15 protein-coding genes, 2 tRNA genes, 7 rRNA genes and 3 pseudogenes (1 of these 27 only partly in view) are annotated in these 26,960 nt (G+C 57.8%); 24 read left to right on the plus strand and 3 right to left on the minus strand.

Annotated elements, in window-relative coordinates; genetic code table 11:
* The first annotated feature begins 30 nt into the window (after positions 1–30).
* From CT3_RS02235 to fliR, 7 genes are all read left to right on the plus strand, one after another.
* Complete coding sequence (locus tag CT3_RS02235) at positions 31–591, plus strand: flagellar basal body-associated FliL family protein (protein ID WP_066541832.1); 561 nt, start codon at positions 31–33, stop codon at positions 589–591.
* Positions 592–612: 21 nt separating this feature from the next.
* Entirely contained in the window at positions 613–1,617 is a 1,005-nt protein-coding gene (fliM, locus tag CT3_RS02240; protein ID WP_066541766.1) for a flagellar motor switch protein FliM, read from the plus strand.
* Positions 1,607–2,053, plus strand: coding sequence for a flagellar motor switch protein FliN (gene fliN, locus CT3_RS02245; RefSeq protein ID WP_066541768.1), 447 nt, complete (start codon positions 1,607–1,609; stop codon positions 2,051–2,053). Before fliM ends, fliN begins: the two co-directional genes overlap by 11 nt.
* Entirely contained in the window at positions 2,046–2,444 is a 399-nt protein-coding gene (locus CT3_RS02250) for a FliO/MopB family protein (RefSeq protein ID WP_227657851.1), read from the plus strand. The genes fliN and CT3_RS02250 overlap by 8 nt, the downstream gene beginning before the upstream one ends.
* A 64-nt stretch (positions 2,445–2,508) precedes the next feature.
* A complete protein-coding gene (gene fliP / locus CT3_RS02255) occupies positions 2,509–3,267 on the plus strand; it encodes a flagellar type III secretion system pore protein FliP (protein WP_066541770.1) in 759 nt (252 codons plus the stop codon).
* A gap of 11 nt (positions 3,268–3,278) precedes the next feature.
* Entirely contained in the window at positions 3,279–3,548 is a 270-nt protein-coding gene (gene fliQ / locus CT3_RS02260; RefSeq protein WP_066541772.1) for a flagellar biosynthesis protein FliQ, read from the plus strand.
* A gap of 73 nt (positions 3,549–3,621) precedes the next feature.
* Positions 3,622–4,368 (plus strand): flagellar biosynthetic protein FliR, encoded by a 747-nt coding sequence (fliR, locus tag CT3_RS02265; RefSeq protein WP_066541834.1) that lies wholly within the window; start codon positions 3,622–3,624, stop codon positions 4,366–4,368.
* A 181-nt stretch (positions 4,369–4,549) separates the two neighbouring features.
* Here the strand turns inward: fliR and CT3_RS02270 are convergent, their stop codons facing one another.
* On the minus strand, positions 4,550–5,179 hold the full coding sequence (locus CT3_RS02270; RefSeq protein WP_066541774.1) for a response regulator: 630 nt from the start codon (positions 5,177–5,179) through the stop codon (positions 4,550–4,552).
* A complete protein-coding gene (locus CT3_RS02275) occupies positions 5,176–6,306 on the minus strand; it encodes a hybrid sensor histidine kinase/response regulator (RefSeq protein ID WP_066541776.1) in 1,131 nt (376 codons plus the stop codon). The genes CT3_RS02270 and CT3_RS02275 overlap by 4 nt, the downstream gene beginning before the upstream one ends.
* Positions 6,307–6,474: 168 nt before the next feature.
* Here CT3_RS02275 and CT3_RS02280 point away from each other — a divergent pair, with 168 nt between their 5' ends.
* From CT3_RS02280 to CT3_RS02310, 7 genes and pseudogenes are all read left to right on the plus strand, one after another.
* Positions 6,475–6,924 (plus strand): hypothetical protein, encoded by a 450-nt coding sequence (locus CT3_RS02280; protein WP_066541778.1) that lies wholly within the window; start codon positions 6,475–6,477, stop codon positions 6,922–6,924.
* A 45-nt stretch (positions 6,925–6,969) separates the two neighbouring features.
* Positions 6,970–7,332, plus strand: coding sequence for a response regulator (locus CT3_RS02285; RefSeq protein ID WP_066541780.1), 363 nt, complete (start codon positions 6,970–6,972; stop codon positions 7,330–7,332).
* Positions 7,333–7,365: 33 nt separating this feature from the next.
* The gene (locus CT3_RS02290) at positions 7,366–9,495 is read left to right on the plus strand and encodes a chemotaxis protein CheW (RefSeq protein ID WP_066541782.1); all 2,130 of its coding nucleotides are present in this window, start codon (positions 7,366–7,368) and stop codon (positions 9,493–9,495) included.
* A 67-nt stretch (positions 9,496–9,562) separates the two neighbouring features.
* Positions 9,563–10,051 (plus strand): chemotaxis protein CheW, encoded by a 489-nt coding sequence (locus tag CT3_RS02295; RefSeq protein ID WP_066541784.1) that lies wholly within the window; start codon positions 9,563–9,565, stop codon positions 10,049–10,051.
* 152 nt (positions 10,052–10,203) lie between these two features.
* A pseudogene (locus tag CT3_RS02300) lies at positions 10,204–11,045 on the plus strand (CheR family methyltransferase).
* 137 nt (positions 11,046–11,182) lie between these two features.
* Positions 11,183–11,860 carry a chemoreceptor glutamine deamidase CheD gene (gene cheD, locus CT3_RS02305; protein WP_066541836.1) on the plus strand — a complete coding sequence of 226 codons (678 nt, stop codon included), beginning with the start codon at positions 11,183–11,185 and terminating at the stop codon, positions 11,858–11,860.
* 15 nt (positions 11,861–11,875) lie between these two features.
* A pseudogene (locus CT3_RS02310) lies at positions 11,876–12,940 on the plus strand (protein-glutamate methylesterase/protein-glutamine glutaminase); the annotation flags it as partial.
* Here CT3_RS02310 and CT3_RS02315 read toward each other — a convergent pair.
* Positions 12,918–14,852: pseudogene (locus CT3_RS02315) on the minus strand (ATP-binding cassette domain-containing protein); the annotation flags it as partial. The pseudogenes CT3_RS02310 and CT3_RS02315 sit on opposite strands and share 23 nt — an antisense overlap.
* Here CT3_RS02315 and CT3_RS21120 point away from each other — a divergent pair.
* From CT3_RS21120 to CT3_RS02370, 10 genes are all read left to right on the plus strand, one after another.
* Complete coding sequence (locus CT3_RS21120) at positions 14,842–15,111, plus strand: hypothetical protein (RefSeq protein WP_127446179.1); 270 nt, start codon at positions 14,842–14,844, stop codon at positions 15,109–15,111. The pseudogene CT3_RS02315 and the gene CT3_RS21120 sit on opposite strands and share 11 nt — an antisense overlap.
* 247 nt (positions 15,112–15,358) lie before the next feature.
* Positions 15,359–16,892: ribosomal RNA gene (locus tag CT3_RS02320) — 16S ribosomal RNA — on the plus strand.
* A gap of 90 nt (positions 16,893–16,982) precedes the next feature.
* A tRNA-Ile gene (locus CT3_RS02325) sits at positions 16,983–17,059 on the plus strand.
* 485 nt (positions 17,060–17,544) lie between these two features.
* Positions 17,545–20,427 (plus strand): 23S ribosomal RNA (locus CT3_RS02335).
* 128 nt (positions 20,428–20,555) lie between these two features.
* Positions 20,556–20,668: ribosomal RNA gene (gene rrf, locus CT3_RS02340) — 5S ribosomal RNA — on the plus strand.
* A 335-nt stretch (positions 20,669–21,003) separates the two neighbouring features.
* Positions 21,004–22,535, plus strand: a 16S ribosomal RNA gene (locus CT3_RS02345).
* A gap of 90 nt (positions 22,536–22,625) precedes the next feature.
* Positions 22,626–22,702: transfer RNA gene (locus CT3_RS02350), tRNA-Ile, on the plus strand.
* Positions 22,703–23,189: 487 nt separating this feature from the next.
* Positions 23,190–26,073, plus strand: a 23S ribosomal RNA gene (locus tag CT3_RS02360).
* A 128-nt stretch (positions 26,074–26,201) separates the two neighbouring features.
* Positions 26,202–26,314 (plus strand): 5S ribosomal RNA (rrf, locus tag CT3_RS02365).
* Between the two features lie 336 nt (positions 26,315–26,650).
* Positions 26,651–26,960, plus strand: a 16S ribosomal RNA gene (locus tag CT3_RS02370) (it continues 1,222 nt past the right edge of the window).
* Together the 16S, 23S and 5S rRNA genes with 2 tRNA genes alongside form the textbook arrangement of a ribosomal RNA operon.

Raw genomic sequence — 26,960 nt, forward strand, 5'->3', positions numbered from 1 at the left:
CAGTCCCATTTTCCACGCAAGGAATCACACGTGTCCGCCACTTCTTCTGCAGCATCTCCTGGCAAAGAACCTGCCAAGAGCAAAAAACTGATCGTGATCGGTGCCGTTGTCGCTTTGCTGGTGATCGTCGCGGCCGCGCTGGGCCTGTTTCTGGTGAACAAGCAACGCCATGCCGCCGATGATGATGCGCAGGAGTCGAAAGCCGCCGCCGTGCTGGTGCCGACTTTCCTGCCCATGGAAAACATGGTCGTGAATCTGGCCGATACCGGCGGTGACCGCTTTGCGCAGATCGGCATCACGCTGGAGCTGCAGGATGAAAAGACCTCGGCCTCCGTCAAGCAGTACATGCCCAGCATCCGCAATGGGGTGCTGATGCTGGTGTCGCAGCGCACGGCCGAAGAGCTGCTGCGCCGCGAAGGCAAGGAAAAGCTGGCGGCCGACATCCTGGCCGAAGTCTCGCGTCCGCTGGGCGTGCGCCCAAGTGCCGCACGCGTCGAGCATGACGCCGACGATGGCGAGGAAGAAGAGCGTCCCCGTCGCCGTGCCAATCCGGTGCGCCGCGTGCTGTTCTCCAGCTTCATCATTCAGTAAGCAAGCGCGGGAGTACAGGGCATGAGTGATTCTTTTCTCTCGCAAGAGGAAGTTGACGCCCTTCTGGAAGGGGTGACCGGCGAGAGCCAGAAGTCAGACGCTGGCGACGTCGATGAAGCCAACGTACGCAACTACGACATCTCCAGCCAGGAACGCATCGTCCGCGGACGCATGCCGACCATGGAAATCGTGAACGAGCGTTTTGCGCGCAACTTCCGTATCGGCCTGTTCAACTTCATCCGCCGCAGCCCCGAAGTTTCGGTGGGCACGGTGAGCGTGCAGCGTTACAGCGCTTTCCTGCGCCGTCTGGCGGTGCCGACCAATTTCAACATCGTGGCCATCCGCCCCTTGCGCGGCAATGGCCTGGTGGTCTGCGATCCCTCGCTGGTGTTCGGCATCATCGATACGCTGTATGGCGGCGCAGGCCGTCTGCAGACCCGTATCGAGGGCCGCGATTTCTCCGCCACCGAGCAGCGTGTGATCAACCGCCTGGTGGATGTGATCTGCGAGGAATACAAAAAGGCCTGGCACGGCATCTATCCGCTGGAGCTGGCCTACCAGCGCTCGGAAATGCAGCCGCAGTTCGCGAACATCGCCACGCCCAGCGAAATCGTGGTGTCCACCGCGTTCCAGCTGGAAATCGGCGACATCTCCGGCTCCATCCACATGTGCTATCCGTATGCCACATTGGAGCCGATTCGCGACATCCTGTATTCGTCCACGCAGGGCGACTCCATGGAAGTGGACCGCCGCTGGGTCAAGGTGCTGACGCGGGAAATCCAGTCGGCCGAAGTGACGCTGGTGGCCGAGCTGGCCCGCGCCGATGCGACCGTGGAGCAGCTGCTGGCCATGAAGCCGGGCGACTTTATCGAATTGGACCGTGAGCCACGTATCAAGGCATCGATCGGCGGTGTGCCGGTGTTCGATTGCCAGTACGGGACTTACAACAACAAATACGCCATCCGCGTGGAGCAATGCCTGCGCGGGGTGGATGCAAACTGGACGGGAGATAAGAATGGCAACTGACCAAAATACCGACGCCGCAGGCGCGGGCGCAGGCGATGATCCGTTTGCCGATTGGGCCGAAGCACTGGGCGAGCAGAAAAAGGTCGATGACCAGCAGTCCGTGCTGGATGCCGAACAAGGGGGCCCGCTGAGCGGCGAACCCGCTTTTGCCCGCGGCACGGAAGTGCCGGTCAACGACATCAACATGGTGCTGGACATCCCGGTCCAGCTGTCGGTGGAGCTGGGCCGCACCAAGGTGCCCATCAAATATATCCTGCAACTGGCCCAGGGGTCGGTGGTGGAACTGGACGCGCTGGCCGGTGAACCCATGGACGTGCTGGTCAATGGCTACCTGATCGCCCAGGGCGAAGTGGTGGTGGTGAACGACAAGTTCGGTATCCGCCTGACCGATGTGGTCACGCCGTCCGAACGCCTGCGCCGCGTCAGCCGTGGATAACTCGGCGACCGCGTCCGTCTCCAGCTTCCAGACCATTGCGGTGCTGGTGCTGTTCATCGGCGTGATGGCGGTGTTGCCCTGGTTGCTGCGCCGCTGGCAGCAGCGCCAGATGGTGGCGCGGGGCGGGCAGGGCGTGCAGACCCAGGTGCTGTCCTCGGTGGCACTATCCCCCGGCCAGCGCATTGTGGTGGTCGAGGTAGGCCAGGGCGGGCACAGCACGCGCCTGGTGCTGGGTGTCACGGCCCAGAACATCCACTGCCTGCATGTGCTGGGCAGCGCCGCGCCGGCGGGCGCAGCGGATGCGGCGGCGGCTTCCTCCGCCTCGTTTGCTGGCGCCATGGAACAACTTCAGCAGGCCAGCAGCCAGCCGGCTGCCAGCACACACCCTTGAAGCCCGCGGCGGCGCAGCCTGCGCTGCCGGGTGCACAACCTGATTTCTTTCTGGACCCCCTTCCATGTCTCGCACTTCCCTTTTGGCCAAGCTGGCAGCCTGCGCGCTGACCTGTGCGGTGGTGCCGCAGATGGCCTGGGCGCAGAACGCGCCCAGCCTGCCGCTGCTGGTGGGTTCGGGAGGTGGCGGCACCAATTTCTCGGTGCCCATCCAGACCCTGCTGTTCTTTACGGCACTGTCCTTTCTGCCGGCGATCCTGCTGATGATGACGGGCTTCACCCGCATCGTCATTGTGCTGAGCCTGCTGCGCCAAGCGCTGGGCACGCAGTCCTCACCGCCCAACCAGGTGATCATCGGCCTGTCGCTGTTCCTCACGCTGTTTGTAATGGGGCCCACGCTGGACCGGGTCTATGAGGATGCCTACAAGCCTTACAGCAGCGGCGCCATCACCTTCGAGGCGGCGGTGGGCAAGGCCGAGCTGCCGATGCGCGACTTCATGCAGCGCCAGACCCGCCAGTCCGACTATGCGCTGTTCGCCCGCCTGGCCAAGCTGCCGGCGGACACCAAGATTGAAGATGCGCCTTTCCGCGTGGTGGTGCCGTCGTTCGTGATCAGCGAGCTCAAGACCGCGTTCCAGATCGGGTTCATGATCTTCATTCCCTTTCTGATCATCGACATGGTGGTGTCTTCCATCCTGATGTCACTGGGCATGATGATGCTGTCGCCCGTGCTGGTGGCGCTGCCCTTCAAGATCATGCTGTTCGTGCTGGCGGATGGCTGGAATCTGCTGATCGGTTCGCTGGCTTCCAGCTTCGCCATCTAGAAGGAGCGTCCATGAATGCCCAGTCGGTACTGACCTTTGGCCGCGAAGCCCTGACCTTGCTGCTGATGATTTCCCTGCCCGTGCTGCTGACGGTGATGGCCGTAGGTCTGGTGGTGAGTATTTTCCAGGCGGTGACGCAGATCAACGAAAACACCTTGTCCTTCGTGCCCAAGCTGGTGGCGGCGGTGCTGGTGTTCCTGGTTGCCGGGCCGTGGATGCTGAGCACGGTGGTGGACTTCATCCGCCGCACCATCGAAAACATTCCGCTGGCGCTGGGCTGACGCGCAGCGGCTCCCGGTTTCGGCACATATTCACAGGCGGCACACGGTGTTTGGCTTTTCCGAGCAGCAGATCATGGCCTGGCTGTCGCCGATCATCTGGCCGTTTCTGCGCACGCTGGCCATGTTCTCGGTGGCGCCGGTCTTCTCGCAACGAGCCATCCCGGCGCGGGGCAAGGTGGCCATGGCCTTTGTGGTGGCGCTGGGCGCCCAGGCCACGCTGATCGACCAGCCGGTGGTCAGCGTCAATTCCCCGGATGCGCTGGGCACGGTGCTGCAGCAAGTCGGCGTGGGGCTGGCTATCGGTTTTGCCGCACGCCTGGCTATCGCGGCCGTGGAAGTGTCCGGTGAACTGGTGGGCCTGCAGATGGGCCTGAACTTTGCCTCTTTCTTCGATCCGGTCAGCAATGCGCAGCTCAGCGCCATCTCGCGTTTTCTGGTGCAGATCTTCACGCTGCTCTTCATTGCGATCAACGGCCACCTGGTGGTGCTGATGGCGGTGATCAAGAGCTTTGACGCCTTCCCGGTGAACGGGCATTTCATGCAGTCGGTCTCCCAGATGCGCATCCACGAGCTGGGCAGTGCCATTTTTTCCAGCGCGTTGTGGATCGCCTTGCCCATGATGGCGCTGCTGTTGTTCGTGAACCTGACCATGGGCATCATCTCGCGCATTGCGCCGCAGATGAATATTTTTGCCGTGGGCTTTCCCGTCACGCTGACGGTGGGCATGCTGGGCATCACTGCCACGCTGCCGATGATGGAGCAGCCGCTGCTGCGCATGTTCGAACAGGCCCTGGGCGTGTTTGGCGCGGTGTCGTTCTAGGCGTGGCGCAGCGCTGAGCGGCGCACGGCGGGACGCTATCAGCGCTGCGGGCGCGCGCCGAAACAGAACGGCATGCTTTTCTCATGCATCCGCAGTGCCTGCGGTGAGGCTGCCTGTTTTTTGAGCAGATCTGGCAGCGGGTGCGGGCCAGGTGCACCGCTGCAGCACTGTCGGCAGTGGCTCAGACCAGGTTGTTGCGGATGGCGTAGACCGTCAGCTCGGCATTGTTGGCCAGTTGCAGCTTTTCCAGCACGCGGGCGCGGTAGACGCTCACCGTCTTCGGGCTGAGCATCAGCTCTTCGGCGATATCGGTCAGCCGCCGGCCAGTGGCAATTTTCTGCAGCGTCTGCATCTCGCGTTCGGACAGGGTTTCGTGCAGCACCTCGGCCTGGGGCTGGGCCACGCTCTCGGCCAGCATCTGTGCGACTTCGGCTGTCAGGTATTTGCGCCCCTGCATGACCATGCGCACGGCCTCGATCAGCTGCACCGGATCGCCCGCCTTGTTGGCATAGCCCTGGGCCCCGGCCTTGAGGCTGCGCAGCGCGTACTGGTCTTCGGGGTACATGGAGACCATGATGACCTTGATCTCCGGGTGCGTCTCACGCACGCTGGCCAGCACTTCCAGTCCGTTGCGACCGGGCATGTTGATGTCCAGCAGCAGCACTTCACAGGCCGCGGTGCGCAGGGCCTCGCGCAGTTCGGTGTAGCTGGCGGCCTCGGCGGTGACGCGGATATCGGTGGCTTCTTGCAAGGTGTCCCGGATGCCGCGGCGCAGCACGGCATGGTCGTCGCATAGCACTACTTGGATCAAAGCATTTCCTTGGCAAATTCAGCACCAGACGCCGATGGTAGTGGGATGGAGACAATGATGCTGCTGCCTTTCCCTATTTGGCTGCTGACATCCAGCCATCCCCCCACGGTGCGGGCGCGTTCGGCCAGGCCGCGCAGGCCGAATGCCTTGGGCTTGTCGCGCTGGGCAGGAGCGATGCCGCAGCCGTTGTCGCGCACCTCGACCGTCAGCACGCCCTCGGCATCCGACATCTCGATGTGCACGGCCGTGGCCTGGGCGTACTTGGAGACATTGGTCAGCGCCTCCTGGGTGGTGCGGTAGGCGACCAGCTGGATGTTGGACGCCAGATTGTTGTGTAAAGGCGACAATCTCAGCGCCACGGGAATGCCGGTGCGGCGCTCGAACCCTTCAGCCAGCCACTGGATGGCGGCGGCCAGGCCCTGGTCCAGCACCGGGGGGCGCAGGTCCAGCATGATGCGCTGGCTGGCGCCCAGCGCATGCTGCAGCATCTCCAGTGCGGACTGGGCGTGCTGCACCACCTGGGGCTGGGTGGCGGTGTTGCGTGCAATCCATGACAGGTCGAACTTCACGGCGGTGAGCGCTCCACCGATGTCGTCATGAATTTCCCGGGCGATGGCGGTGCGCTCCTGCTCGATCGAGGTCTGCAGGTGCTCCGTCAGCTCTGCCAGACGCCGTTCCGAGGCGGCCAGCTCGGCGGCTGCCAGCTCGCGCGCGCGCCGGGCCTCGTGCACTTCCAGGGCCCGCTCCAGCACGTGGGGCAGCCGCGCCATATCGTCCTTGAGCAGGTAGTCGGAAATCCCCAGGCGGATGGCGTCGACAGCCGCCGCCTCGCCAATGGCCCCGGACAGCAGGACAAAAGGAGGGCAGGGTGATATCTGTTGTGCGCCTTCCCAGGCGTCGATGGCGGTAAACCCGGGGAGGTAGTAGTCCGCCAGTACCAGATCATAGGGACGGGCGGCCAGTGCCTCCAGGAAAGCCGAAAGCTGATCGACGCAATCGATCTGGCAGACCCGTTGCGCACGGCGCAAAGTCAGTGCTGCCAGACGTTGATCGGCTTGTGAATCCTCAAGGTGGAGGATCAGGAGGGGTCTATCTGTTGGATCAGGACCCAGAAGGGGCGCTATCATAGGATACATCTTGGAACAAACGTGCAGGCTGGCGGTACGCTACAGCTCTGAAGTTAGGGCTCATTCCCCTGCACGTCCACAGCAGAGCCACAAGGTGATGCGCCTGCGCAGGTGCCCACCGGGTGAACTCCTGTCCAAGCTTTGCACCTGCCCCTGAATGGAGAAACGATGCATTCAACGCTATCACCGACCGGAGAACCTGCTGTTCAGGTGCCTGTCATGGTTGCGGCGGAATTGCAGGATTCCCTGTTGGTCGTCATGCGCGACCTTCATCGACTGGAAGGGCTCCTCAATCATGCCACGTCCAATTTGCTGGAACGGTTTTCTGAAGCCAACGGCCTGCTCTCGGGTACCGGCGCAGTGGACCGCAACGAGCTCGAAGCCGCCCGCCATGCGTTGCGCAGTGCCGTCACGGAACTGCAATTCCATGACATGGCCACCCAGTTGATCTGGCACACCACCCAGGTGTTGCAGGGGTGTGCATTCCGGCTTGCGGCGGAAACCATGGGCGTGGAAGAAGGGGAACTGCCTTCGGAGCCTGCACAATCCATGATGCCGGAACGCCCTAACCCTGTGACCCAAAGCGAAATGGACGCGGGTTCGGTGGATTTGTTCTAAGACGCTGTCCTGTTTACTAATTCCAAAGTCAGTTGGAGCCCATACATGCAATCGATCCTCGCTGTAGATGACTCACCATCCATGCGCAAGATGGTGTCGTTCACCCTGTCCGGCGCAGGCTACAAAGTCGTCGAGGCCGTGGACGGCATGGACGCGCTGGAAAAAGCAGAAGCACAACAGATAGATCTTGTGTTGGCTGACCAGAACATGCCACGTCTGGATGGCATTGGCCTCACCAAGAAACTGCGCGAGCATCCGCGCTTCAAGAACACCCCGATTCTGATCCTGACCACCGAGTCCAGCGACCAGATGAAGCAGGCTGGGCGCGCAGCTGGCGCTACCGGCTGGCTGGTCAAGCCGTTCGATCCGAACCGCCTGATCGAAGTCATTCAAAAAGTAATCCGCTAAGCAGCGGCGCAGCAGGCGATCACAGGAGCCTACATGGTGGACACTCATACAGATGCTGGGGGCGGGGCGGATTTCGACCTGACCCAGTTCTATCAGATCTTTTTCGAAGAGGCCGGGGAAAACCTCGACCAGATGGAGCAGATGCTGCTCAACCTGGACTTGTCGGCCGCCAACGACGAAGAACTCAACGGCATCTTCCGTTGTGCGCATTCGATCAAAGGGGGCTCTGCCACCTTTGGCTTCTCCGATGTGGCCGAGCTGACCCACAAGATGGAGTCGCTGCTGGACCGCCTGCGCCGCCACGAAATCACGCCCATCCCCGAGATGGTGGATGTGTTGCTGGAATCGGCCGATGCCTCGCGCAGCCTGCTGGCTCGCCACCAGGCGGGCGGCGAGGGCGAAGCCCTGTCGACGTCCGATCTGGTGCGCCGCATCACGGAACTGGCCGCCGGCAACGGCGCGGTGCCCGCTCCGGTGGCAGCCCCTGTGGTGGCGGTCCCGGTGGCACCACCGCCTCCCGCGCCGGCCCCGGTGGCCGCCGTCCCGGTGGGCGGTACCCGTGCGCTGGAGATTCGCATCGGCCCCATGGACAATCTGGATCTGGCCGATGCCATCAAGGAGCTGTTCCGCGATATCCCGGGCCTGGGCACCATCGAAGACCTGCCTTGTACCGATGCCGGCTGTCGCCTGTTCGGTGTGCAGACCCAGTCCAGCGATGAGGACCTGCTGGACCTGTTCGCTTTCCACGTCGCCAAGGAGCAGGTGCAGATCCGCGGCCAGGCCTCCCAGGCGGCCCCGGTGGCTGCGGCTGCTTCGCCGCAGGCGGTGGCCGTGGAAGCAGCCTCTGCACCGGTGGAAGCCGCTGCGGCGCTGGCCGCCGACATGGTGAGTGGTAATTTCGGCATCTTCCCGGGTGCGCCCGGCGATCCGGAAACACGTCCCGCGCTGGCACCAGCCAAGGCCTCTGCCGCGGCCAAGCCGGCCGTGGCGGCCACCATGGAGTCCACCAGCATCCGCGTGGCCCTGGGCAAGGTCGACCAGCTGATCAACCTGGCCGGCGAGCTGGTGATCACCCAGGCCATGCTGGCGCAGAACAGCCGCACGCTGGACCCGGCCGCCAACCAGCAACTGCTGGCCGGTCTGGCGGATCTGGACCGCAACACGCGTGACCTGCAGGAATGCGTGATGTCGATCCGCATGATTCCCATGTCCACCGTCTTCAGCCGTTTCCCGCGCATGCTGCGGGACCTGGCCAACAAGATGGGCAAGAAGTTCGACCTGGTGTTGCAGGGCGAAGCCACTGAGCTGGACAAGGGCCTGGTGGAAAAGATCACCGACCCGCTGACCCACCTGGTGCGCAACTCGCTGGACCATGGCATCGAAATGCCCGAGCAGCGCATTGCGGCCGGCAAGTCCGAAGCGGGTACGCTGACCCTGGCGGCTTCCCACCAGGGCGGCTCCATCGTCATCGAAGTGCGCGATGACGGCCGTGGCATGAACCGCGAAAAGATTCTGCGCAAGGCCCGTGAGCGCGGCATGGATGTGTCGGACAGCCTGCCCGATGCCGATGTCTGGCAGCTGATCTTTGCCCCCGGCTTCTCCACCGCCGATGTCGTGACCGATGTGTCGGGCCGCGGCGTGGGCATGGACGTGGTGAAGAAGAACATCACCGCGCTGAACGGTACCGTGGAAATCGACTCGGCCGAAGGCGTGGGCATGCGTGTGGCGATTCGCCTGCCGCTGACCCTGGCCATCATGGACGGCATGTCGGTGGGCGTGGGCCAGGAGGTCTACATCCTGCCGCTGTCTTCGGTGGTGGAGTCCTTCCAGGTCAATCCGAACGATGTGAACACCGTGGCCCAGGGCTCCCAGCTGGTCAAGGTGCGCGACGAGTACATGCCCGTGATCGCCATGGAAAAGACGTTCCGTGTGCCGCGCGCCGAAGGGGAAAAGAGCAGCGACATCATGGTGGTGGTCGAGTCCGATGGCAGCCGGGTGGCATTGCTGGTGGACGAACTGCTGGGGCAACATCAAGTGGTGGTGAAGAACCTGGAGTCCAATTACCGCAAGGTGCCGAATGTGTCGGGTGCCACCATCCTGGGTGATGGCACCGTGGCCTTGATCCTGGACACCATCAGCATGGTGAACCGGGCGCGTTACTGATACCGGATTGCAGGCGATCCACAACTAGCAAAGGCCAGGCCCCCAGCGGGCCGCCAGGAGAATTGAAATGAATGTGATGGGCAAAAATACCGAGTCTGCGGCCACCGGCACCCGCGAATATCTGACCTTCCGTCTGGGTCAGGAGGAATACGGCATCGACATCCTCAAGGTGCAGGAAATCCGCGGCTACGAACAACCCACCCGCATTGCCAATGCACCGGAATTCATCAAGGGCGTTGTGAATCTGCGCGGCACCATCGTGCCAATCGTGGACATGCGCCTGAAGTTCAACTGCACGGAAGTGGAATACAACAGCTTCACGGTGGTCATCATTCTGAACCTGCGTAACCGCGTGGTCGGCATTGTGGTGGACTCCGTGAGCGATGTGATGGAGCTGGCGCCGGACGCCATCCGCGCGGCACCCGATATCGAAAGCGCCATCGACAACGGCTGTATCCTGGGCCTGGGCTCGGTGGGCGAGCGCATGCTGATCCTGCTGGACATCGAAAAGCTGATGTCCAACGTGGACATGGGCCTGGTGGCTCCGGCCGAGTAAAGGGCGCTGCGGCGGATTAGCTAGCCAACGGCCCGCCCCCTGTCGTGGGCTGTTGAATTTGAACGCCTTGCGGGCGTTGGGATTTTTTGACCCTTTCATCCATGCGTACTTCTGCTTCTTCGTTGTCCACGGATGCCGGGTCGGCATCCGGCATGCCGGCCTCCATGGGGGGCGGGGCTGCGCAGCGCGAGTTCGCCTGGACCAATGCCGATTTCACCCGCGTGCAGGCGCTGATCTACAAGCACGCCGGTATCAGCCTGCACGATGGCAAGCACGCCATGGTGTACAGCCGCCTGTCGCGCCGCCTGCGCGATACGCGGCTGGACAGTTTTGACGACTACCTGTCCTGGCTGGAAAAGCAGCCAGGCGATGCCCCGGAATGGCAGGAATTCGTCAATGCGCTGACCACCAATCTGACCTCGTTCTTTCGCGAGCAGCACCATTTCGAGATCTTTGCGCAGCACCTGCGCAGCAAGCAGCAGCCGTCGTGGAAGGTCTGGTGCAATGCCGCATCGACCGGGGAGGAGCCTTATTCCATCGTGATGACGGCCCAGGAAGCGCTGGGTGCCAATGCGCAGTTCAAGCTCACGGCCAGCGACATCGATTCCAAGGTGCTGGCCACGGCATCGAACGGTGTCTACCGCCTGGACAATGTGAAGAACCTGAGCCAGGAGCGTCTGCGCCGCTTCTTCATGAAGGGCAAGGGGGCCAACGAAGGCATGGTGCGCGTCAAGCCGGAGCTGCGCCGCGCATGATTGACTTCATGCAGGTCAATCTGATCAAGGACGACTGGCCCTTCCAGGAGTCCTTCGATGTGGTGTTCTGCCGCAACGTGATGATCTACTTTGATGCGCCCACGCAGCGCCGTGTGCTGGAGAAGATCCACCGCGTGCTCAAGCCGGGTGGCATGCTGTTTGTGGGGCATGCCGAGAATTTCAGCGAATCGCGCGACCTCTTTACCTTGCGCGGCAAGACCGTGTACGAGCGTCGCTGAACGGGCTGCGCCGGTTATTGGAACAAAGGTCCACCATGAATCCTCTGCGAAAAGGCGTACCGATGTCGTCCAATCCCTTGGGGGGCGGCTTTGGCTCGTCCCTTGCCTTTGGTGAGCGCCGGGGTCCCGTGCCCAAGATGGCGCCGCCGAGTGCCCCGGTGTTCCACCGGCCGGCGGCCGCACAGCCGCCCGCGCCGCCGTCGTCACTGGAGGCGCTCAAGCGCCGTACGCCCAAGCCGGGCGAGGCCTCGTTCTTCTATTTCGATCCGCATTTCCAGTTCAACGCCGTCAAGGTGTTGCCGGGCGAGTATTTCGTGACGGGCGAGAACATGGCCATCGTCACGGTGCTGGGCTCGTGCATTGCTGCCTGCCTGTGGGACCGCACCCTGAACATCGGTGGCATGAACCACTTCATGCTGCCCGATGGTGATGCTGGCGATGTCTCCGGCCGCTACGGCTCGTATGCGATGGAGCTGCTGATCAACGAGATGATGAAGCTGGGCGCGCGCCGCGAGACCATGCAGGCCAAGATCTTTGGCGGCGGTCAGGTGATGGCCAACTTCACCACCATGAATGTGGGTGAGCGCAACACCGATTTCGTCACCCAGTATCTGAATACCGAGCGCATCCCCATCGTCTCCGAGGATGTGCTCGACATCTATCCACGCAAAGTGGTCTACTTTCCGACCACCGGCAAGGCCCTGGTCAAGCGCTTGGCGCATGCCCACCCCGAAGAGCTGGTGGCGCAGGAACGTCGCGGCAATGCCGCCACGGTGGCACAGTCCAATGCCGGCGGCAGCGTAGACCTGTTTTGAGAGAGGTTTGAGGGAATGAGCAAGAAGATCCGTGTGATCGTGGTCGACGACTCCGCGCTGGTGCGCAGCCTGCTGGCCGAGATCATCAACCGACAAAGCGATATGGAGTGCATCGGCACGGCCAACGACCCGTTGATTGCCCGCGAAATGATCCGCGAACTCAACCCCGATGTGATCACGCTGGACGTGGAAATGCCACGCATGGACGGTATCGACTTTCTCGGCCGCCTGATGCGCCTGCGCCCCATGCCGGTGCTGATGATTTCCACGCTGACCGAGCGCGGTGCCGAAGTGACCATGCGCGCGCTGGAACTGGGTGCCGTGGACTTTGTGGCCAAGCCCCGCGTGGGGGTTGCCAATGGTCTGCAGGACCTGGCCAACCAGATTGTGGACAAGATCCGCGTAGCGGCGGTGGCCCAGGTGCACCGTGCGGTGCCCGCGGCCCGTCCGGCCATGGCGCCTGCGGCCAAGGGGGCTGCACCGGGTGTGGCGCCCGCTCCCGTGTCGTCGGCCTCCTTGCTGGGCCGTCTGTCCACCGAAAAGGTGATTGCCATCGGTGCCTCCACCGGGGGGACCGAGGCCATCAAGGAAGTGCTGGTGCAGCTGCCGGCCGACTCCCCGGCCATTGTCATCACCCAGCACATGCCGCCTGGCTTTACCACCAGCTTTGCTGCACGCCTGAACGGGCTGTGTCAGATCACGGTGAAGGAAGCCGTGCAGGGCGAACGTATCCTGCCCGGTCATGCCTATATCGCTCCGGGCGGCAAGCAGTTCTCCATTGCCCGCAGCGGCGCCAACTATGTGGCCGTGGTCAATGATGAGCCGCCGGTCAACCGGCACAAGCCTTCCGTGGAAGTGCTGTTCAAGTCCGTCGCCGCCTGCGTCGGCCGCAATGCCTTTGGCGTGATGCTGACCGGCATGGGGGCCGACGGGGCCGCCGCGATGCGCGAGATGAAGGACGCCGGCAGCTACAACTATGTGCAGGACGAAGCCAGCTGCATCGTCTTCGGCATGCCGCGCGAAGCCATTGCCCATGGTGCCGCCGATGAGGTGCTGCCGCTGACGCAGATTGCCAGCGCTCCAGTGCCGCCATCAGTGCCGCTTCGATCTCTCCATCCCGCAGCTGCAGTTGCACCGCACGGGCGTTGTCGGTGGCATACAGGCTGCCATCGGCCAGGGTGGCTTGGATGGTGGCTTGCTCCGTTTCCAGTGCCGCAATCTGCGCCGGCAGCTGTTCCAGCTCGCGCTGTTCCTTGTAGCTGAGCTTGCGCTTGGCGGCGGGAGCGGCGGCCGGGGCTGAGGTGCTGGCGGTGGCCGCTTCCTTGGCGGGGGCGGGTTTGGAGGCTCCGGCCTTGGCCGCCTGTTCGGCCGCCGCCTTGCTGCGCTTGGACTGGACCAGCCAGTCCTGCACGCCGCCTTCGTACTCGCGCCACTGGCCATTGCCTTCGGCGGCAATGGTGCTGGTGACGACGTTGTCCATGAAGGTCCGGTCGTGGCTGACCAGGAAGACGGTGCCGTCGTAGTTTTGCAGCAGGTCTTCCAGCAGCTCCAGTGTGTCGATGTCCAGGTCGTTGGTGGGTTCGTCCAGCACCAGCACATTCGTGGGGCGGGCGAACAGCCGTGCCAGCAGCAGGCGGTTGCGTTCACCGCCCGAGAGGCTGCGTACAGGCGAGTTGGCCCGGGCCGGGGAGAACAGGAAGTCCCCCAGGTAGCTTTTCACATGCTTGCGCTGGTTGCCGATCTCGATCCATTCGCTGCCGGGGCTGATGAAGTCTTCCAGCGTGGCATCCAGGTCCAGCGCATTGCGCATCTGGTCAAAGTAGGCCACGGTGATGTTGGTGCCCTGGCGCACCGTGCCCCAGGGGCTTTCGCCGGGCTCGGGTGCAGGGGCGTTGGCGGGGGCCGGGTCGGGCTGCAGCTGGCCCAGGATGAGCTTGAGCAGCGTGGTCTTGCCGGCGCCGTTGGGGCCCAGCAGGCCGATCTTGTCGCCGCGCAAGATGGTGGCACTGAAATCATCGACGATCACGCGGTCGCCAAAGGCCTTGCTCACGTGGGTCAGCTCGGACACCAGCTTGCCGCTTTTCTCGCCGCTGCTGACATCCATCTTCACGCTGCCCTGGGCGGTGCGACGGGCCGCATGTTCGCTCCGCAGTTCCTGCAGGCGCACGATGCGTGCGGTGGCACGGGTACGGCGGGCTTCCACGCCCTTGCGGATCCAGATTTCTTCCTGGGCCAGCAACTTGTCGGCCTTGGCATTGATCACGGCTTCCTGTGCCAGCTGTTCCGCCTTGTTGGTCACATAGGCCGCGAAGTTGCCGGGGTAGGAGGTCAGCTCGCCACGGTCCAGCTCGACGATCCGGGTGGCCACGTTGTCCAGGAAGGAGCGGTCGTGGGTGATGAGCACAATCGCCCCCTTGAACTCCTTGAGCAGACCTTCCAGCCATTCGATGGAGTCCAGATCCAGGTGGTTGGTGGGCTCGTCCAGCAGCAGCACATCGGGTTGTGTCACCAGGGCCTGGGCCAGTGCCACGCGCTTGCGCACACCGCCCGACAGATTGCTGATCAGCGCATCGGCCTTCAGGTGCAGGCGTTGCAGGGTTTCCTCCACGCGCTGCTCCCAGTTCCAGGCATCTTGCGCCTCGATGCGGGACTGCAGGGCGTCCAGATCCACGCCGTCGGCGCCGGACAGGTACTGATCGCGCAGTGCAGCCACTTCCGCCAGCCCGGTGGAAGCGGCCTGGAACACCGTGTGCTTCGGCTGCAGATCGGGCTCCTGTGCCACATAGGCAATGCGTACGCCCGTCTGCACTTGCAGATTGCCGTCGTCCGGGTGGGCCAAGCCTCCCAGAATCTTCAAGAGCGAAGACTTTCCAGCGCCGTTGCGGCCGATCAGCCCCACGCGTTCATTGGTTTCCAGGGAGAAGCTGGCGTGATCCAGCAGTGCCACATGCCCGAAAGCGAGCTGTGCGTCCAGTAAGGTGATGAGTGCCATGTTGCCGCCATTATCCAAGGCAGCGCGCAGCGCTGCCTTGGAAAGGCTGTGGCCGGTCTGCACCAGGATGGTGAGAGTTCGGGATAACCCGGAAATCCCGTGCTATGATCCGTCTCCTGCCAAGTTGCAAGCCATCGGTAAGCAACGGAAGGAAGTCAAAAAATTTTTCCGAAGTTCTTCAGATTTCGGCATACAATGCAAGGCTTCGCTGCTGAGAGCTACCGGCTACGGCGGTCAGGAGGATCAAAAAATTCTTTGATCTGCACGATGAAAGTTGTGCTACAATACAAGGCTTCGCTGATCGCAGCGGACTGAATTCAAAACAGAGATTCTGGTTTGAATCGCATCATTAAAAATGTACAGCCGATAAGCGTGGGCGTTTGAAGGCGATTGCCAAATGTTCTTCGGAACTAAACAAACGCTCACAAAAACAGTAATGAGGAAAGAGAAATCTTTCTTGATTCCGTCAAGTGAGTGAGTAGTCGAAAGACTTTAAATTCAAGATCGAACTGTAGAGTTTGATCCTGGCTCAGATTGAACGCTGGCGGCATGCTTTACACATGCAAGTCGAACGGCAGCACGGACTTCGGTCTGGTGGCGAGTGGCGAACGGGTGAGTAATACATCGGAACGTGCCCAGTTGTGGGGGATAACTACTCGAAAGAGTAGCTAATACCGCATGAGAACTGAGGTTGAAAGCAGGGGATCGCAAGACCTTGCGCAACTGGAGCGGCCGATGGCAGATTAGGTAGTTGGTGGGATAAAAGCTTACCAAGCCGACGATCTGTAGCTGGTCTGAGAGGACGACCAGCCACACTGGGACTGAGACACGGCCCAGACTCCTACGGGAGGCAGCAGTGGGGAATTTTTGGACAATGGGCGAAAGCCTGATCCAGCAATGCCGCGTGCAGGATGAAGGCCTTCGGGTTGTAAACTGCTTTTGTACGGAACGAAAAGCTTCGGGTTAATACCCTGGAGTCATGACGGTACCGTAAGAATAAGCACCGGCTAACTACGTGCCAGCAGCAGCCGCGGTAATACGTAGGGTGCAAGCGTTAATCGGAATTACTGGGCGTAAAGCGTGCGCAGGCGGTCTTGTAAGACAGAGGTGAAATCCCCGGGCTCAACCTGGGAACTGCCTTTGTGACTGCAAGGCTGGAGTGCGGCAGAGGGGGATGGAATTCCGCGTGTAGCAGTGAAATGCGTAGATATGCGGAGGAACACCGATGGCGAAGGCAATCCCCTGGGCCTGCACTGACGCTCATGCACGAAAGCGTGGGGAGCAAACAGGATTAGATACCCTGGTAGTCCACGCCCTAAACGATGTCAACTGGTTGTTGGGTCTTAACTGACTCAGTAACGAAGCTAACGCGTGAAGTTGACCGCCTGGGGAGTACGGCCGCAAGGTTGAAACTCAAAGGAATTGACGGGGACCCGCACAAGCGGTGGATGATGTGGTTTAATTCGATGCAACGCGAAAAACCTTACCCACCTTTGACATGTACGGAATCCTTTAGAGATAGAGGAGTGCTCGAAAGAGAGCCGTAACACAGGTGCTGCATGGCTGTCGTCAGCTCGTGTCGTGAGATGTTGGGTTAAGTCCCGCAACGAGCGCAACCCTTGCCATTAGTTGCTACGAAAGGGCACTCTAATGGGACTGCCGGTGACAAACCGGAGGAAGGTGGGGATGACGTCAAGTCCTCATGGCCCTTATAGGTGGGGCTACACACGTCATACAATGGCTGGTACAAAGGGTTGCCAACCCGCGAGGGGAGCTAATCCCATAAAGCCAGTCGTAGTCCGGATCGCAGTCTGCAACTCGACTGCGTGAAGTCGGAATCGCTAGTAATCGTGGATCAGAATGTCACGGTGAATACGTTCCCGGGTCTTGTACACACCGCCCGTCACACCATGGGAGCGGGTCTCGCCAGAAGTAGGTAGCCTAACCGTAAGGAGGGCGCTTACCACGGCGGGGTTCGTGACTGGGGTGAAGTCGTAACAAGGTAGCCGTATCGGAAGGTGCGGCTGGATCACCTCCTTTCTGGAAACAAGCAATCAAGTTTGAACGTCCACACTTATCGGTTGTTGGAACAAGCCAGGTGGCTCGCTGATGAAGCGGGCTGCATGGAATGGGTCTGTAGCTCAGCTGGTTAGAGCACTGTGTTGATAACGCAGGGGTCGTTGGTTCGAGCCCAACTAGACCCACCATTAGGTTCCGATGCCAGTGCAAGAGGATCCCGGGGATTAGCTCAGCTGGGAGAGCACCTGCTTTGCAAGCAGGGGGTCGTCGGTTCGATCCCGTCATCCTCCACCAATGAAAAAGATAGCGCCCAAAGGTGCTACAATCATTGGCTCGGCATATGAGAGTTCAATACAAAAGCAGTCTTGCAAAGACTGCTTTTGTATTGATCGATCCGATCAATAGGCTGTTCTTTAAAAATTCATAGAGTCGAAAATCAGCGTTGCTGGTGGAAAGCATGAAAAATGCACCGTGCCACCAGCAACGATTTTGATTGCGTCAACACGAATTCAAACTTTGAATTCAAGTAATGACGAATCATTCTCTAGGCGCAAATCGAAAGATTTGCACCGAAGAATCATTCACATTACGGCATAACGCGTAAGGTGAGAGACCTTACAAGTCTTTGAAAACCGAAATGGCGACCATCTCGCAAGAGAGGTCAAAGTTATAGGGTCAAGTGACTAAGAGCATGTGGTGGATGCCTTGGCGATTACAGGCGACGAAAGACGTGATAGCCTGCGATAAGCTTCGGGGAGCTGGCAAATAAGCTTTGATCCGGAGATTTCTGAATGGGGAAACCCACCTAGCAATAGGTATCGGCAGCTGAATACATAGGCTGTCGAAGCGAACCTGGAGAACTGAAACATCTAAGTACCCAGAGGAAAAGACATCAACCGAGATTCCGATAGTAGTGGCGAGCGAATTCGGAACAGCCTTCTAGTGATAGTCAGACGGTTAACAAAACGGAATGGAAAGTCCGGCCATAGTGGGTGATAGCCCCGTATGTGAAAACCGACTGGTGGTACTGAGCTAGAGAAAAGTAGGGCGGGGCACGAGAAACCCTGTCTGAATATGGGGGGGGACCATCCTCCAAGGCTAAATACTCGTAATCGACCGATAGTGAACCAGTACCGTGAGGGAAAGGCGAAAAAAAGAACCCCGGGAGGGGAGTGAAATAGATCCTGAAACCGCATGCTTACAAAAAGTCGGAGCCTCGTAAGGGGTGACGGCGTACCTTTTGTATAATGGGTCAGCGACTTACATTCAGTGGCAAGCTTAACCGAGTAGGGGAGGCGTAGAGAAATCGAGTCCGAATAGGGCGTCCAGTCGCTGGGTGTAGACCCGAAACCAAGTGATCTATCCATGGCCAGGATGAAGGTGCCGTAACAGGTACTGGAGGTCCGAACCGACTGATGTTGCAAAATCAGCGGATGAGCTGTGGATAGGGGTGAAAGGCTAAACAAACTTGGAAATAGCTGGTTCTCTCCGAAAACTATTTAGGTAGTGCCTCAAGTATTACCTGCGGGGGTAGAGCACTGTTTAGGCTAGGGGGTCATGGCGACTTACCAAACCTATGCAAACTCCGAATACCGCAGAGTACAGCTTGGGAGACAGAGCACCGGGTGCTAACGTCCGGACTCAAGAGGGAAACAACCCAGACCGCCAGCTAAGGTCCCTAAAATTGGCTAAGTGGGAAACGAAGTGGGAAGGCTAAAACAGTCAGGATGTTGGCTTAGAAGCAGCCATCATTTAAAGAAAGCGTAATAGCTCACTGATCGAGTCGTCCTGCGCGGAAGATGTAACGGGGCTAAGCCAGTTACCGAAGCTGCGGATGTGCAATTTATTGCACGTGGTAGGAGAGCGTTCTGTAAGCCTGTGAAGGTGCCTGGTAACGGGTGCTGGAGGTATCAGAAGTGCGAATGCTGACATGAGTAGCGTTAAAGCGGGTGAAAAGCCCGCTCGCCGTAAGCGCAAGGTTTCCTACGCAACGTTCATCGGCGTAGGGTGAGTCGGCCCCTAAGGCGAGGCAGAGATGCGTAGCTGATGGGAAACAGGTCAATATTCCTGTACCGATCAATAGTGCGATGTGGGGACGGAGAAGGTTAGCTCAGCCAACTGTTGGATATGTTGGTTCAAGCCTGTAGTCGTGGTCCTTAGGCAAATCCGGGGATCTTAGATGAGGGGTGATAACGAGTGTGCTTGCACACGAAGTGAGTGATACCCTGCTTCCAGGAAAAGCCACTAAGCTTCAGCTATTGACGACCGTACCGCAAACCGACACTGGTGCGCGAGATGAGTATTCTAAGGCGCTTGAGAGAACTCAGGAGAAGGAACTCGGCAAATTGATACCGTAACTTCGGGAGAAGGTATGCCCCTAGTAAGTGAAGTTGTACAAATGGAGCTAAACGGGGTTGCAAAAATCGGTGGCTGCGACTGTTTAATAAAAACACAGCACTCTGCAAACACGAAAGTGGACGTATAGGGTGTGACGCCTGCCCGGTGCTGGAAGATTAAATGATGGGGTGCAAGCTCTTGATTGAAGTCCCAGTAAACGGCGGCCGTAACTATAACGGTCCTAAGGTAGCGAAATTCCTTGTCGGGTAAGTTCCGACCTGCACGAATGGCGTAACGATGGCCACACTGTCTCCTCCTGAGACTCAGCGAAGTTGAAATGTTTGTGATGATGCAATCTCCCCGCGGAAAGACGGAAAGACCCCATGAACCTTTACTGTAGCTTTGTATTGGACTTTGAACGGATCTGTGTAGGATAGGTGGGAGGCTTTGAAGTGTGGTCGCTAGATCACATGGAGCCAACGTTGAAATACCACCCTGGTGCGTTTGAGGTTCTAACCTAGGTCCATTATCTGGATCGGGGACAGTGCATGGTAGGCAGTTTGACTGGGGCGGTCTCCTCCCAAAGCGTAACGGAGGAGTTCGAAGGTACGCTAGTTACGGTCGGACATCGTGACGATAGTGCAATGGCATAAGCGTGCTTAACTGCGAGACTGACAAGTCGAGCAGATGCGAAAGCAGGACATAGTGATCCGGTGGTTCTGTATGGAAGGGCCATCGCTCAACGGATAAAAGGTACTCTGGGGATAACAGGCTGATACCGCCCAAGAGTTCATATCGACGGCGGTGTTTGGCACCTCGATGTCGGCTCATCTCATCCTGGGGCTGTAGTCGGTCCCAAGGGTATGGCTGTTCGCCATTTAAAGAGGTACGTGAGCTGGGTTTAAAACGTCGTGAGACAGTTTGGTCCCTATCTTCCGTGGGCGTTGCAGATTTGAGGAAGCCTGCTCCTAGTACGAGAGGACCGGAGTGGACACACCTCTGGTGTATCGGTTGTCACGCCAGTGGCATTGCCGAGTAGCTACGTGTGGAAGAGATAACCGCTGAAAGCATCTAAGCGGGAAACTCGTTTCAAGATGAGATCTGCCGGGGCCTTGAGCCCCTGAAGGGTCGTTGTAGACCACGACGTTGATAGGCTGGGTGTGGAAGCGCAGTAATGCGTTAAGCTAACCAGTACTAATTGCCCGAGCGGCTTGACCCTATAACTTTGACTGCCAGTAGGTAGTACAAGACTGTTATGCCAAAGTAGGCGCAATCGAAATACAAGCTGATTTACAGACTCTATGAATTGACTGGGTAGTGCACAGCACTGCCTGGTGACAAGTTATGCCTGATGACCATAGCGATTTGGTACCACTCCTTCCCATCCCGAACAGGACAGTGAAACGAATTTGCGCCGATGATAGTGCGGGTTCCCGTGTGAAAGTAGGTCATCGTCAGGCTCTTACAGCAAGAGCGCCCAGTCGAGCGACTGGGCGCTTTCTTTTCCCTTTGAGTGCATCGAAGAGAAAAGAAAGCGTTAAAAGCGCAAAAGCACGATGAAAGTTGTGCTACAATACAAGGCTTCGCTGATCACAGCGGACTGAATTCAAAGCAGAGATTCTGGTTTGAATCGCATCATTAAAAATGTACAGCCGATAAGCGTGGGCGTTTGAAGGCGATTGCCAAATGTTCTTCGGAACTAAACAAACGCTCACAAAAACAGTAATGAGGAAAGAGAAATCTTTCTTGATTCCGTCAAGTGAGTGAGTAGTCGAAAGACTTTAAATTCAAGATCGAACTGTAGAGTTTGATCCTGGCTCAGATTGAACGCTGGCGGCATGCTTTACACATGCAAGTCGAACGGCAGCACGGACTTCGGTCTGGTGGCGAGTGGCGAACGGGTGAGTAATACATCGGAACGTGCCCAGTTGTGGGGGATAACTACTCGAAAGAGTAGCTAATACCGCATGAGAACTGAGGTTGAAAGCAGGGGATCGCAAGACCTTGCGCAACTGGAGCGGCCGATGGCAGATTAGGTAGTTGGTGGGATAAAAGCTTACCAAGCCGACGATCTGTAGCTGGTCTGAGAGGACGACCAGCCACACTGGGACTGAGACACGGCCCAGACTCCTACGGGAGGCAGCAGTGGGGAATTTTGGACAATGGGCGAAAGCCTGATCCAGCAATGCCGCGTGCAGGATGAAGGCCTTCGGGTTGTAAACTGCTTTTGTACGGAACGAAAAGCTTCGGGTTAATACCCTGGAGTCATGACGGTACCGTAAGAATAAGCACCGGCTAACTACGTGCCAGCAGCCGCGGTAATACGTAGGGTGCAAGCGTTAATCGGAATTACTGGGCGTAAAGCGTGCGCAGGCGGTCTTGTAAGACAGAGGTGAAATCCCCGGGCTCAACCTGGGAACTGCCTTTGTGACTGCAAGGCTGGAGTGCGGCAGAGGGGGGATGGAATTCCGCGTGTAGCAGTGAAATGCGTAGATATGCGGAGGAACACCGATGGCGAAGGCAATCCCCTGGGCCTGCACTGACGCTCATGCACGAAAGCGTGGGGAGCAAACAGGATTAGATACCCTGGTAGTCCACGCCCTAAACGATGTCAACTGGTTGTTGGGTCTTAACTGACTCAGTAACGAAGCTAACGCGTGAAGTTGACCGCCTGGGGAGTACGGCCGCAAGGTTGAAACTCAAAGGAATTGACGGGGACCCGCACAAGCGGTGGATGATGTGGTTTAATTCGATGCAACGCGAAAAACCTTACCCACCTTTGACATGTACGGAATCCTTTAGAGATAGAGGAGTGCTCGAAAGAGAGCCGTAACACAGGTGCTGCATGGCTGTCGTCAGCTCGTGTCGTGAGATGTTGGGTTAAGTCCCGCAACGAGCGCAACCCTTGCCATTAGTTGCTACGAAAGGGCACTCTAATGGGACTGCCGGTGACAAACCGGAGGAAGGTGGGGATGACGTCAAGTCCTCATGGCCCTTATAGGTGGGGCTACACACGTCATACAATGGCTGGTACAAAGGGTTGCCAACCCGCGAGGGGGAGCTAATCCCATAAAGCCAGTCGTAGTCCGGATCGCAGTCTGCAACTCGACTGCGTGAAGTCGGAATCGCTAGTAATCGTGGATCAGAATGTCACGGTGAATACGTTCCCGGGTCTTGTACACACCGCCCGTCACACCATGGGAGCGGGTCTCGCCAGAAGTAGGTAGCCTAACCGTAAGGAGGGCGCTTACCACGGCGGGGTTCGTGACTGGGGTGAAGTCGTAACAAGGTAGCCGTATCGGAAGGTGCGGCTGGATCACCTCCTTTCTGGAAACAAGCAATCAAGTTTGAACGTCCACACTTATCGGTTGTTGGAACAAGCCAGGTGGCTCGCTGATGAAGCGGGCTGCATGGAATGGGTCTGTAGCTCAGCTGGTTAGAGCACTGTGTTGATAACGCAGGGGTCGTTGGTTCGAGCCCAACTAGACCCACCATTAGGTTCCGATGCCAGTGCAAGAGGATCCCGGGGATTAGCTCAGCTGGGAGAGCACCTGCTTTGCAAGCAGGGGGTCGTCGGTTCGATCCCGTCATCCTCCACCAATGAAAAAGATAGCGCCCAAAGGTGCTACAATCATTGGCTCGGCATATGAGAGTTCAATACAAAAGCAGTCTTGCAAAGACTGCTTTTGTATTGATCGATCCGATCAATAGGCTGTTCTTTAAAAATTCATAGAGTCGAAAATCAGCGTTGCTGGTGGAAAGCATGAAAAAAATGCACCGTGCCACCAGCAACGATTTTGATTGCGTCAACACGAATTCAAACTTTGAATTCAAGTAATGACGAATCATTCTCTAGGCGCAAATCGAAAGATTTGCACCGAAGAATCATTCACATTACGGCATAACGCGTAAGGTGAGAGACCTTACAAGTCTTTGAAAACCGAAATGGCGACCATCTCGCAAGAGAGGTCAAAGTTATAGGGTCAAGTGACTAAGAGCATGTGGTGGATGCCTTGGCGATTACAGGCGACGAAAGACGTGATAGCCTGCGATAAGCTTCGGGGAGCTGGCAAATAAGCTTTGATCCGGAGATTTCTGAATGGGGAAACCCACCTAGCAATAGGTATCGGCAGCTGAATACATAGGCTGTCGAAGCGAACCTGGAGAACTGAAACATCTAAGTACCCAGAGGAAAAGACATCAACCGAGATTCCGATAGTAGTGGCGAGCGAATTCGGAACAGCCTTCTAGTGATAGTCAGACGGTTAACAAAACGGAATGGAAAGTCCGGCCATAGTGGGTGATAGCCCCGTATGTGAAAACCGACTGGTGGTACTGAGCTAGAGAAAAGTAGGGCGGGGCACGAGAAACCCTGTCTGAATATGGGGGGGACCATCCTCCAAGGCTAAATACTCGTAATCGACCGATAGTGAACCAGTACCGTGAGGGAAAGGCGAAAAAAAGAACCCCGGGAGGGGAGTGAAATAGATCCTGAAACCGCATGCTTACAAAAAGTCGGAGCCTCGTAAGGGGTGACGGCGTACCTTTTGTATAATGGGTCAGCGACTTACATTCAGTGGCAAGCTTAACCGAGTAGGGGAGGCGTAGAGAAATCGAGTCCGAATAGGGCGTCCAGTCGCTGGGTGTAGACCCGAAACCAAGTGATCTATCCATGGCCAGGATGAAGGTGCCGTAACAGGTACTGGAGGTCCGAACCGACTGATGTTGCAAAATCAGCGGATGAGCTGTGGATAGGGGTGAAAGGCTAAACAAACTTGGAAATAGCTGGTTCTCTCCGAAAAACTATTTAGGTAGTGCCTCAAGTATTACCTGCGGGGGTAGAGCACTGTTTAGGCTAGGGGGTCATGGCGACTTACCAAACCTATGCAAACTCCGAATACCGCAGAGTACAGCTTGGGAGACAGAGCACCGGGTGCTAACGTCCGGACTCAAGAGGGAAACAACCCAGACCGCCAGCTAAGGTCCCTAAAATTGGCTAAGTGGGAAACGAAGTGGGAAGGCTAAAACAGTCAGGATGTTGGCTTAGAAGCAGCCATCATTTAAAGAAAGCGTAATAGCTCACTGATCGAGTCGTCCTGCGCGGAAGATGTAACGGGGCTAAGCCAGTTACCGAAGCTGCGGATGTGCAATTTATTGCACGTGGTAGGAGAGCGTTCTGTAAGCCTGTGAAGGTGCCTGGTAACGGGTGCTGGAGGTATCAGAAGTGCGAATGCTGACATGAGTAGCGTTAAAGCGGGTGAAAAGCCCGCTCGCCGTAAGCGCAAGGTTTCCTACGCAACGTTCATCGGCGTAGGGTGAGTCGGCCCCTAAGGCGAGGCAGAGATGCGTAGCTGATGGGAAACAGGTCAATATTCCTGTACCGATCAATAGTGCGATGTGGGGACGGAGAAGGTTAGCTCAGCCAACTGTTGGATATGTTGGTTCAAGCCTGTAGTCGTGGTCCTTAGGCAAATCCGGGGATCTTAGATGAGGGGTGATAACGAGTGTGCTTGCACACGAAGTGAGTGATACCCTGCTTCCAGGAAAAGCCACTAAGCTTCAGCTATTGACGACCGTACCGCAAACCGACACTGGTGCGCGAGATGAGTATTCTAAGGCGCTTGAGAGAACTCAGGAGAAGGAACTCGGCAAATTGATACCGTAACTTCGGGAGAAGGATATGCCCCTAGTAAGTGAAGTTGTACAAATGGAGCTAAACGGGGTTGCAAAAATCGGTGGCTGCGACTGTTTAATAAAAACACAGCACTCTGCAAACACGAAAGTGGACGTATAGGGTGTGACGCCTGCCCGGTGCTGGAAGATTAAATGATGGGGTGCAAGCTCTTGATTGAAGTCCCAGTAAACGGCGGCCGTAACTATAACGGTCCTAAGGTAGCGAAATTCCTTGTCGGGTAAGTTCCGACCTGCACGAATGGCGTAACGATGGCCACACTGTCTCCTCCTGAGACTCAGCGAAGTTGAAATGTTTGTGATGATGCAATCTCCCCGCGGAAAGACGGAAAGACCCCATGAACCTTTACTGTAGCTTTGTATTGGACTTTGAACGGATCTGTGTAGGATAGGTGGGAGGCTTTGAAGTGTGGTCGCTAGATCACATGGAGCCAACGTTGAAATACCACCCTGGTGCGTTTGAGGTTCTAACCTAGGTCCATTATCTGGATCGGGGACAGTGCATGGTAGGCAGTTTGACTGGGGCGGTCTCCTCCCAAAGCGTAACGGAGGAGTTCGAAGGTACGCTAGTTACGGTCGGACATCGTGACGATAGTGCAATGGCATAAGCGTGCTTAACTGCGAGACTGACAAGTCGAGCAGATGCGAAAGCAGGACATAGTGATCCGGTGGTTCTGTATGGAAGGGCCATCGCTCAACGGATAAAAGGTACTCTGGGGATAACAGGCTGATACCGCCCAAGAGTTCATATCGACGGCGGTGTTTGGCACCTCGATGTCGGCTCATCTCATCCTGGGGCTGTAGTCGGTCCCAAGGGTATGGCTGTTCGCCATTTAAAGAGGTACGTGAGCTGGGTTTAAAACGTCGTGAGACAGTTTGGTCCCTATCTTCCGTGGGCGTTGCAGATTTGAGGAAGCCTGCTCCTAGTACGAGAGGACCGGAGTGGACACACCTCTGGTGTATCGGTTGTCACGCCAGTGGCATTGCCGAGTAGCTACGTGTGGAAGAGATAACCGCTGAAAGCATCTAAGCGGGAAACTCGTTTCAAGATGAGATCTGCCGGGGCCTTGAGCCCCTGAAGGGTCGTTGTAGACCACGACGTTGATAGGCTGGGTGTGGAAGCGCAGTAATGCGTTAAGCTAACCAGTACTAATTGCCCGAGCGGCTTGACCCTATAACTTTGACTGCCAGTAGGTAGTACAAGACTGTTATGCCAAAGTAGGCGCAATCGAAATACAAGCTGATTTACAGACTCTATGAATTGACTGGGTAGTGCACAGCACTGCCTGGTGACAAGTTATGCCTGATGACCATAGCGATTTGGTACCACTCCTTCCCATCCCGAACAGGACAGTGAAACGAATTTGCGCCGATGATAGTGCGGGTTCCCGTGTGAAAGTAGGTCATCGTCAGGCTCTTACAGCAAGAGCGCCCAGTCGAGCGACTGGGCGCTTTCTTTTCCTTTGAGTGCATCGAAGAGAAAAGAAAGCGCGTTAAAAGCGCAAAAGCACGATGAAAGTTGTGCTACAATACAAGGCTTCGCTGATCACAGCGGACTGAATTCAAAGCAGAGATTCTGGTTTGAATCGCATCATTAAAAATGTACAGCCGATAAGCGTGGGCGTTTGAAGGCGATTGCCAAATGTTCTTCGGAACTAAACAAACGCTCACAAAAACAGTAATGAGGAAAGAGAAATCTTTCTTGATTCCGTCAAGTGAGTGAGTAGTCGAAAGACTTTAAATTCAAGATCGAACTGTAGAGTTTGATCCTGGCTCAGATTGAACGCTGGCGGCATGCTTTACACATGCAAGTCGAACGGCAGCACGGACTTCGGTCTGGTGGCGAGTGGCGAACGGGTGAGTAATACATCGGAACGTGCCCAGTTGTGGGGGATAACTACTCGAAAGAGTAGCTAATACCGCATGAGAACTGAGGTTGAAAGCAGGGGATCGCAAGACCTTGCGCAACTGGAGCGGCCGATGGCAGATTAGGTAGTTGGTGGGATAAAAGCTTACCAAGCCGACGATCTGTAGCTGGTCTGAGAGGACGACCAGCCACAC

It is taken from the genome of Comamonas terrigena NBRC 13299, assembly GCF_006740045.1.
Lineage (GTDB): Bacteria > Pseudomonadota > Gammaproteobacteria > Burkholderiales > Burkholderiaceae_C > Comamonas > Comamonas terrigena.

Excerpts from the sequence above, each read along its gene's own strand:
- fliM (WP_066541766.1), top strand. The coding sequence starts at position 613 with ATGAGTGATTCTTTTCTCTCGCAAGAGGAAGTTGACGCCCTTCTGGAA.
- fliN (WP_066541768.1), top strand. The coding sequence starts at position 1,607 with ATGGCAACTGACCAAAATACCGACGCCGCAGGCGCGGGCGCAGGCGAT.
- fliP (WP_066541770.1), top strand. The coding sequence starts at position 2,509 with ATGTCTCGCACTTCCCTTTTGGCCAAGCTGGCAGCCTGCGCGCTGACC.
- fliQ (WP_066541772.1), top strand. The coding sequence starts at position 3,279 with ATGAATGCCCAGTCGGTACTGACCTTTGGCCGCGAAGCCCTGACCTTG.
- fliR (WP_066541834.1), top strand. The coding sequence starts at position 3,622 with ATGGCCTGGCTGTCGCCGATCATCTGGCCGTTTCTGCGCACGCTGGCC.
- CT3_RS02275 (WP_066541776.1), bottom strand. The coding sequence starts at position 6,306 with ATGATAGCGCCCCTTCTGGGTCCTGATCCAACAGATAGACCCCTCCTG.
- CT3_RS02280 (WP_066541778.1), top strand. The coding sequence starts at position 6,475 with ATGCATTCAACGCTATCACCGACCGGAGAACCTGCTGTTCAGGTGCCT.
- CT3_RS02285 (WP_066541780.1), top strand. The coding sequence starts at position 6,970 with ATGCAATCGATCCTCGCTGTAGATGACTCACCATCCATGCGCAAGATG.
- CT3_RS02290 (WP_066541782.1), top strand. The coding sequence starts at position 7,366 with ATGGTGGACACTCATACAGATGCTGGGGGCGGGGCGGATTTCGACCTG.
- CT3_RS02295 (WP_066541784.1), top strand. The coding sequence starts at position 9,563 with ATGAATGTGATGGGCAAAAATACCGAGTCTGCGGCCACCGGCACCCGC.
- cheD (WP_066541836.1), top strand. The coding sequence starts at position 11,183 with ATGGCGCCGCCGAGTGCCCCGGTGTTCCACCGGCCGGCGGCCGCACAG.
- CT3_RS21120 (WP_127446179.1), top strand. The coding sequence starts at position 14,842 with ATGAGTGCCATGTTGCCGCCATTATCCAAGGCAGCGCGCAGCGCTGCC.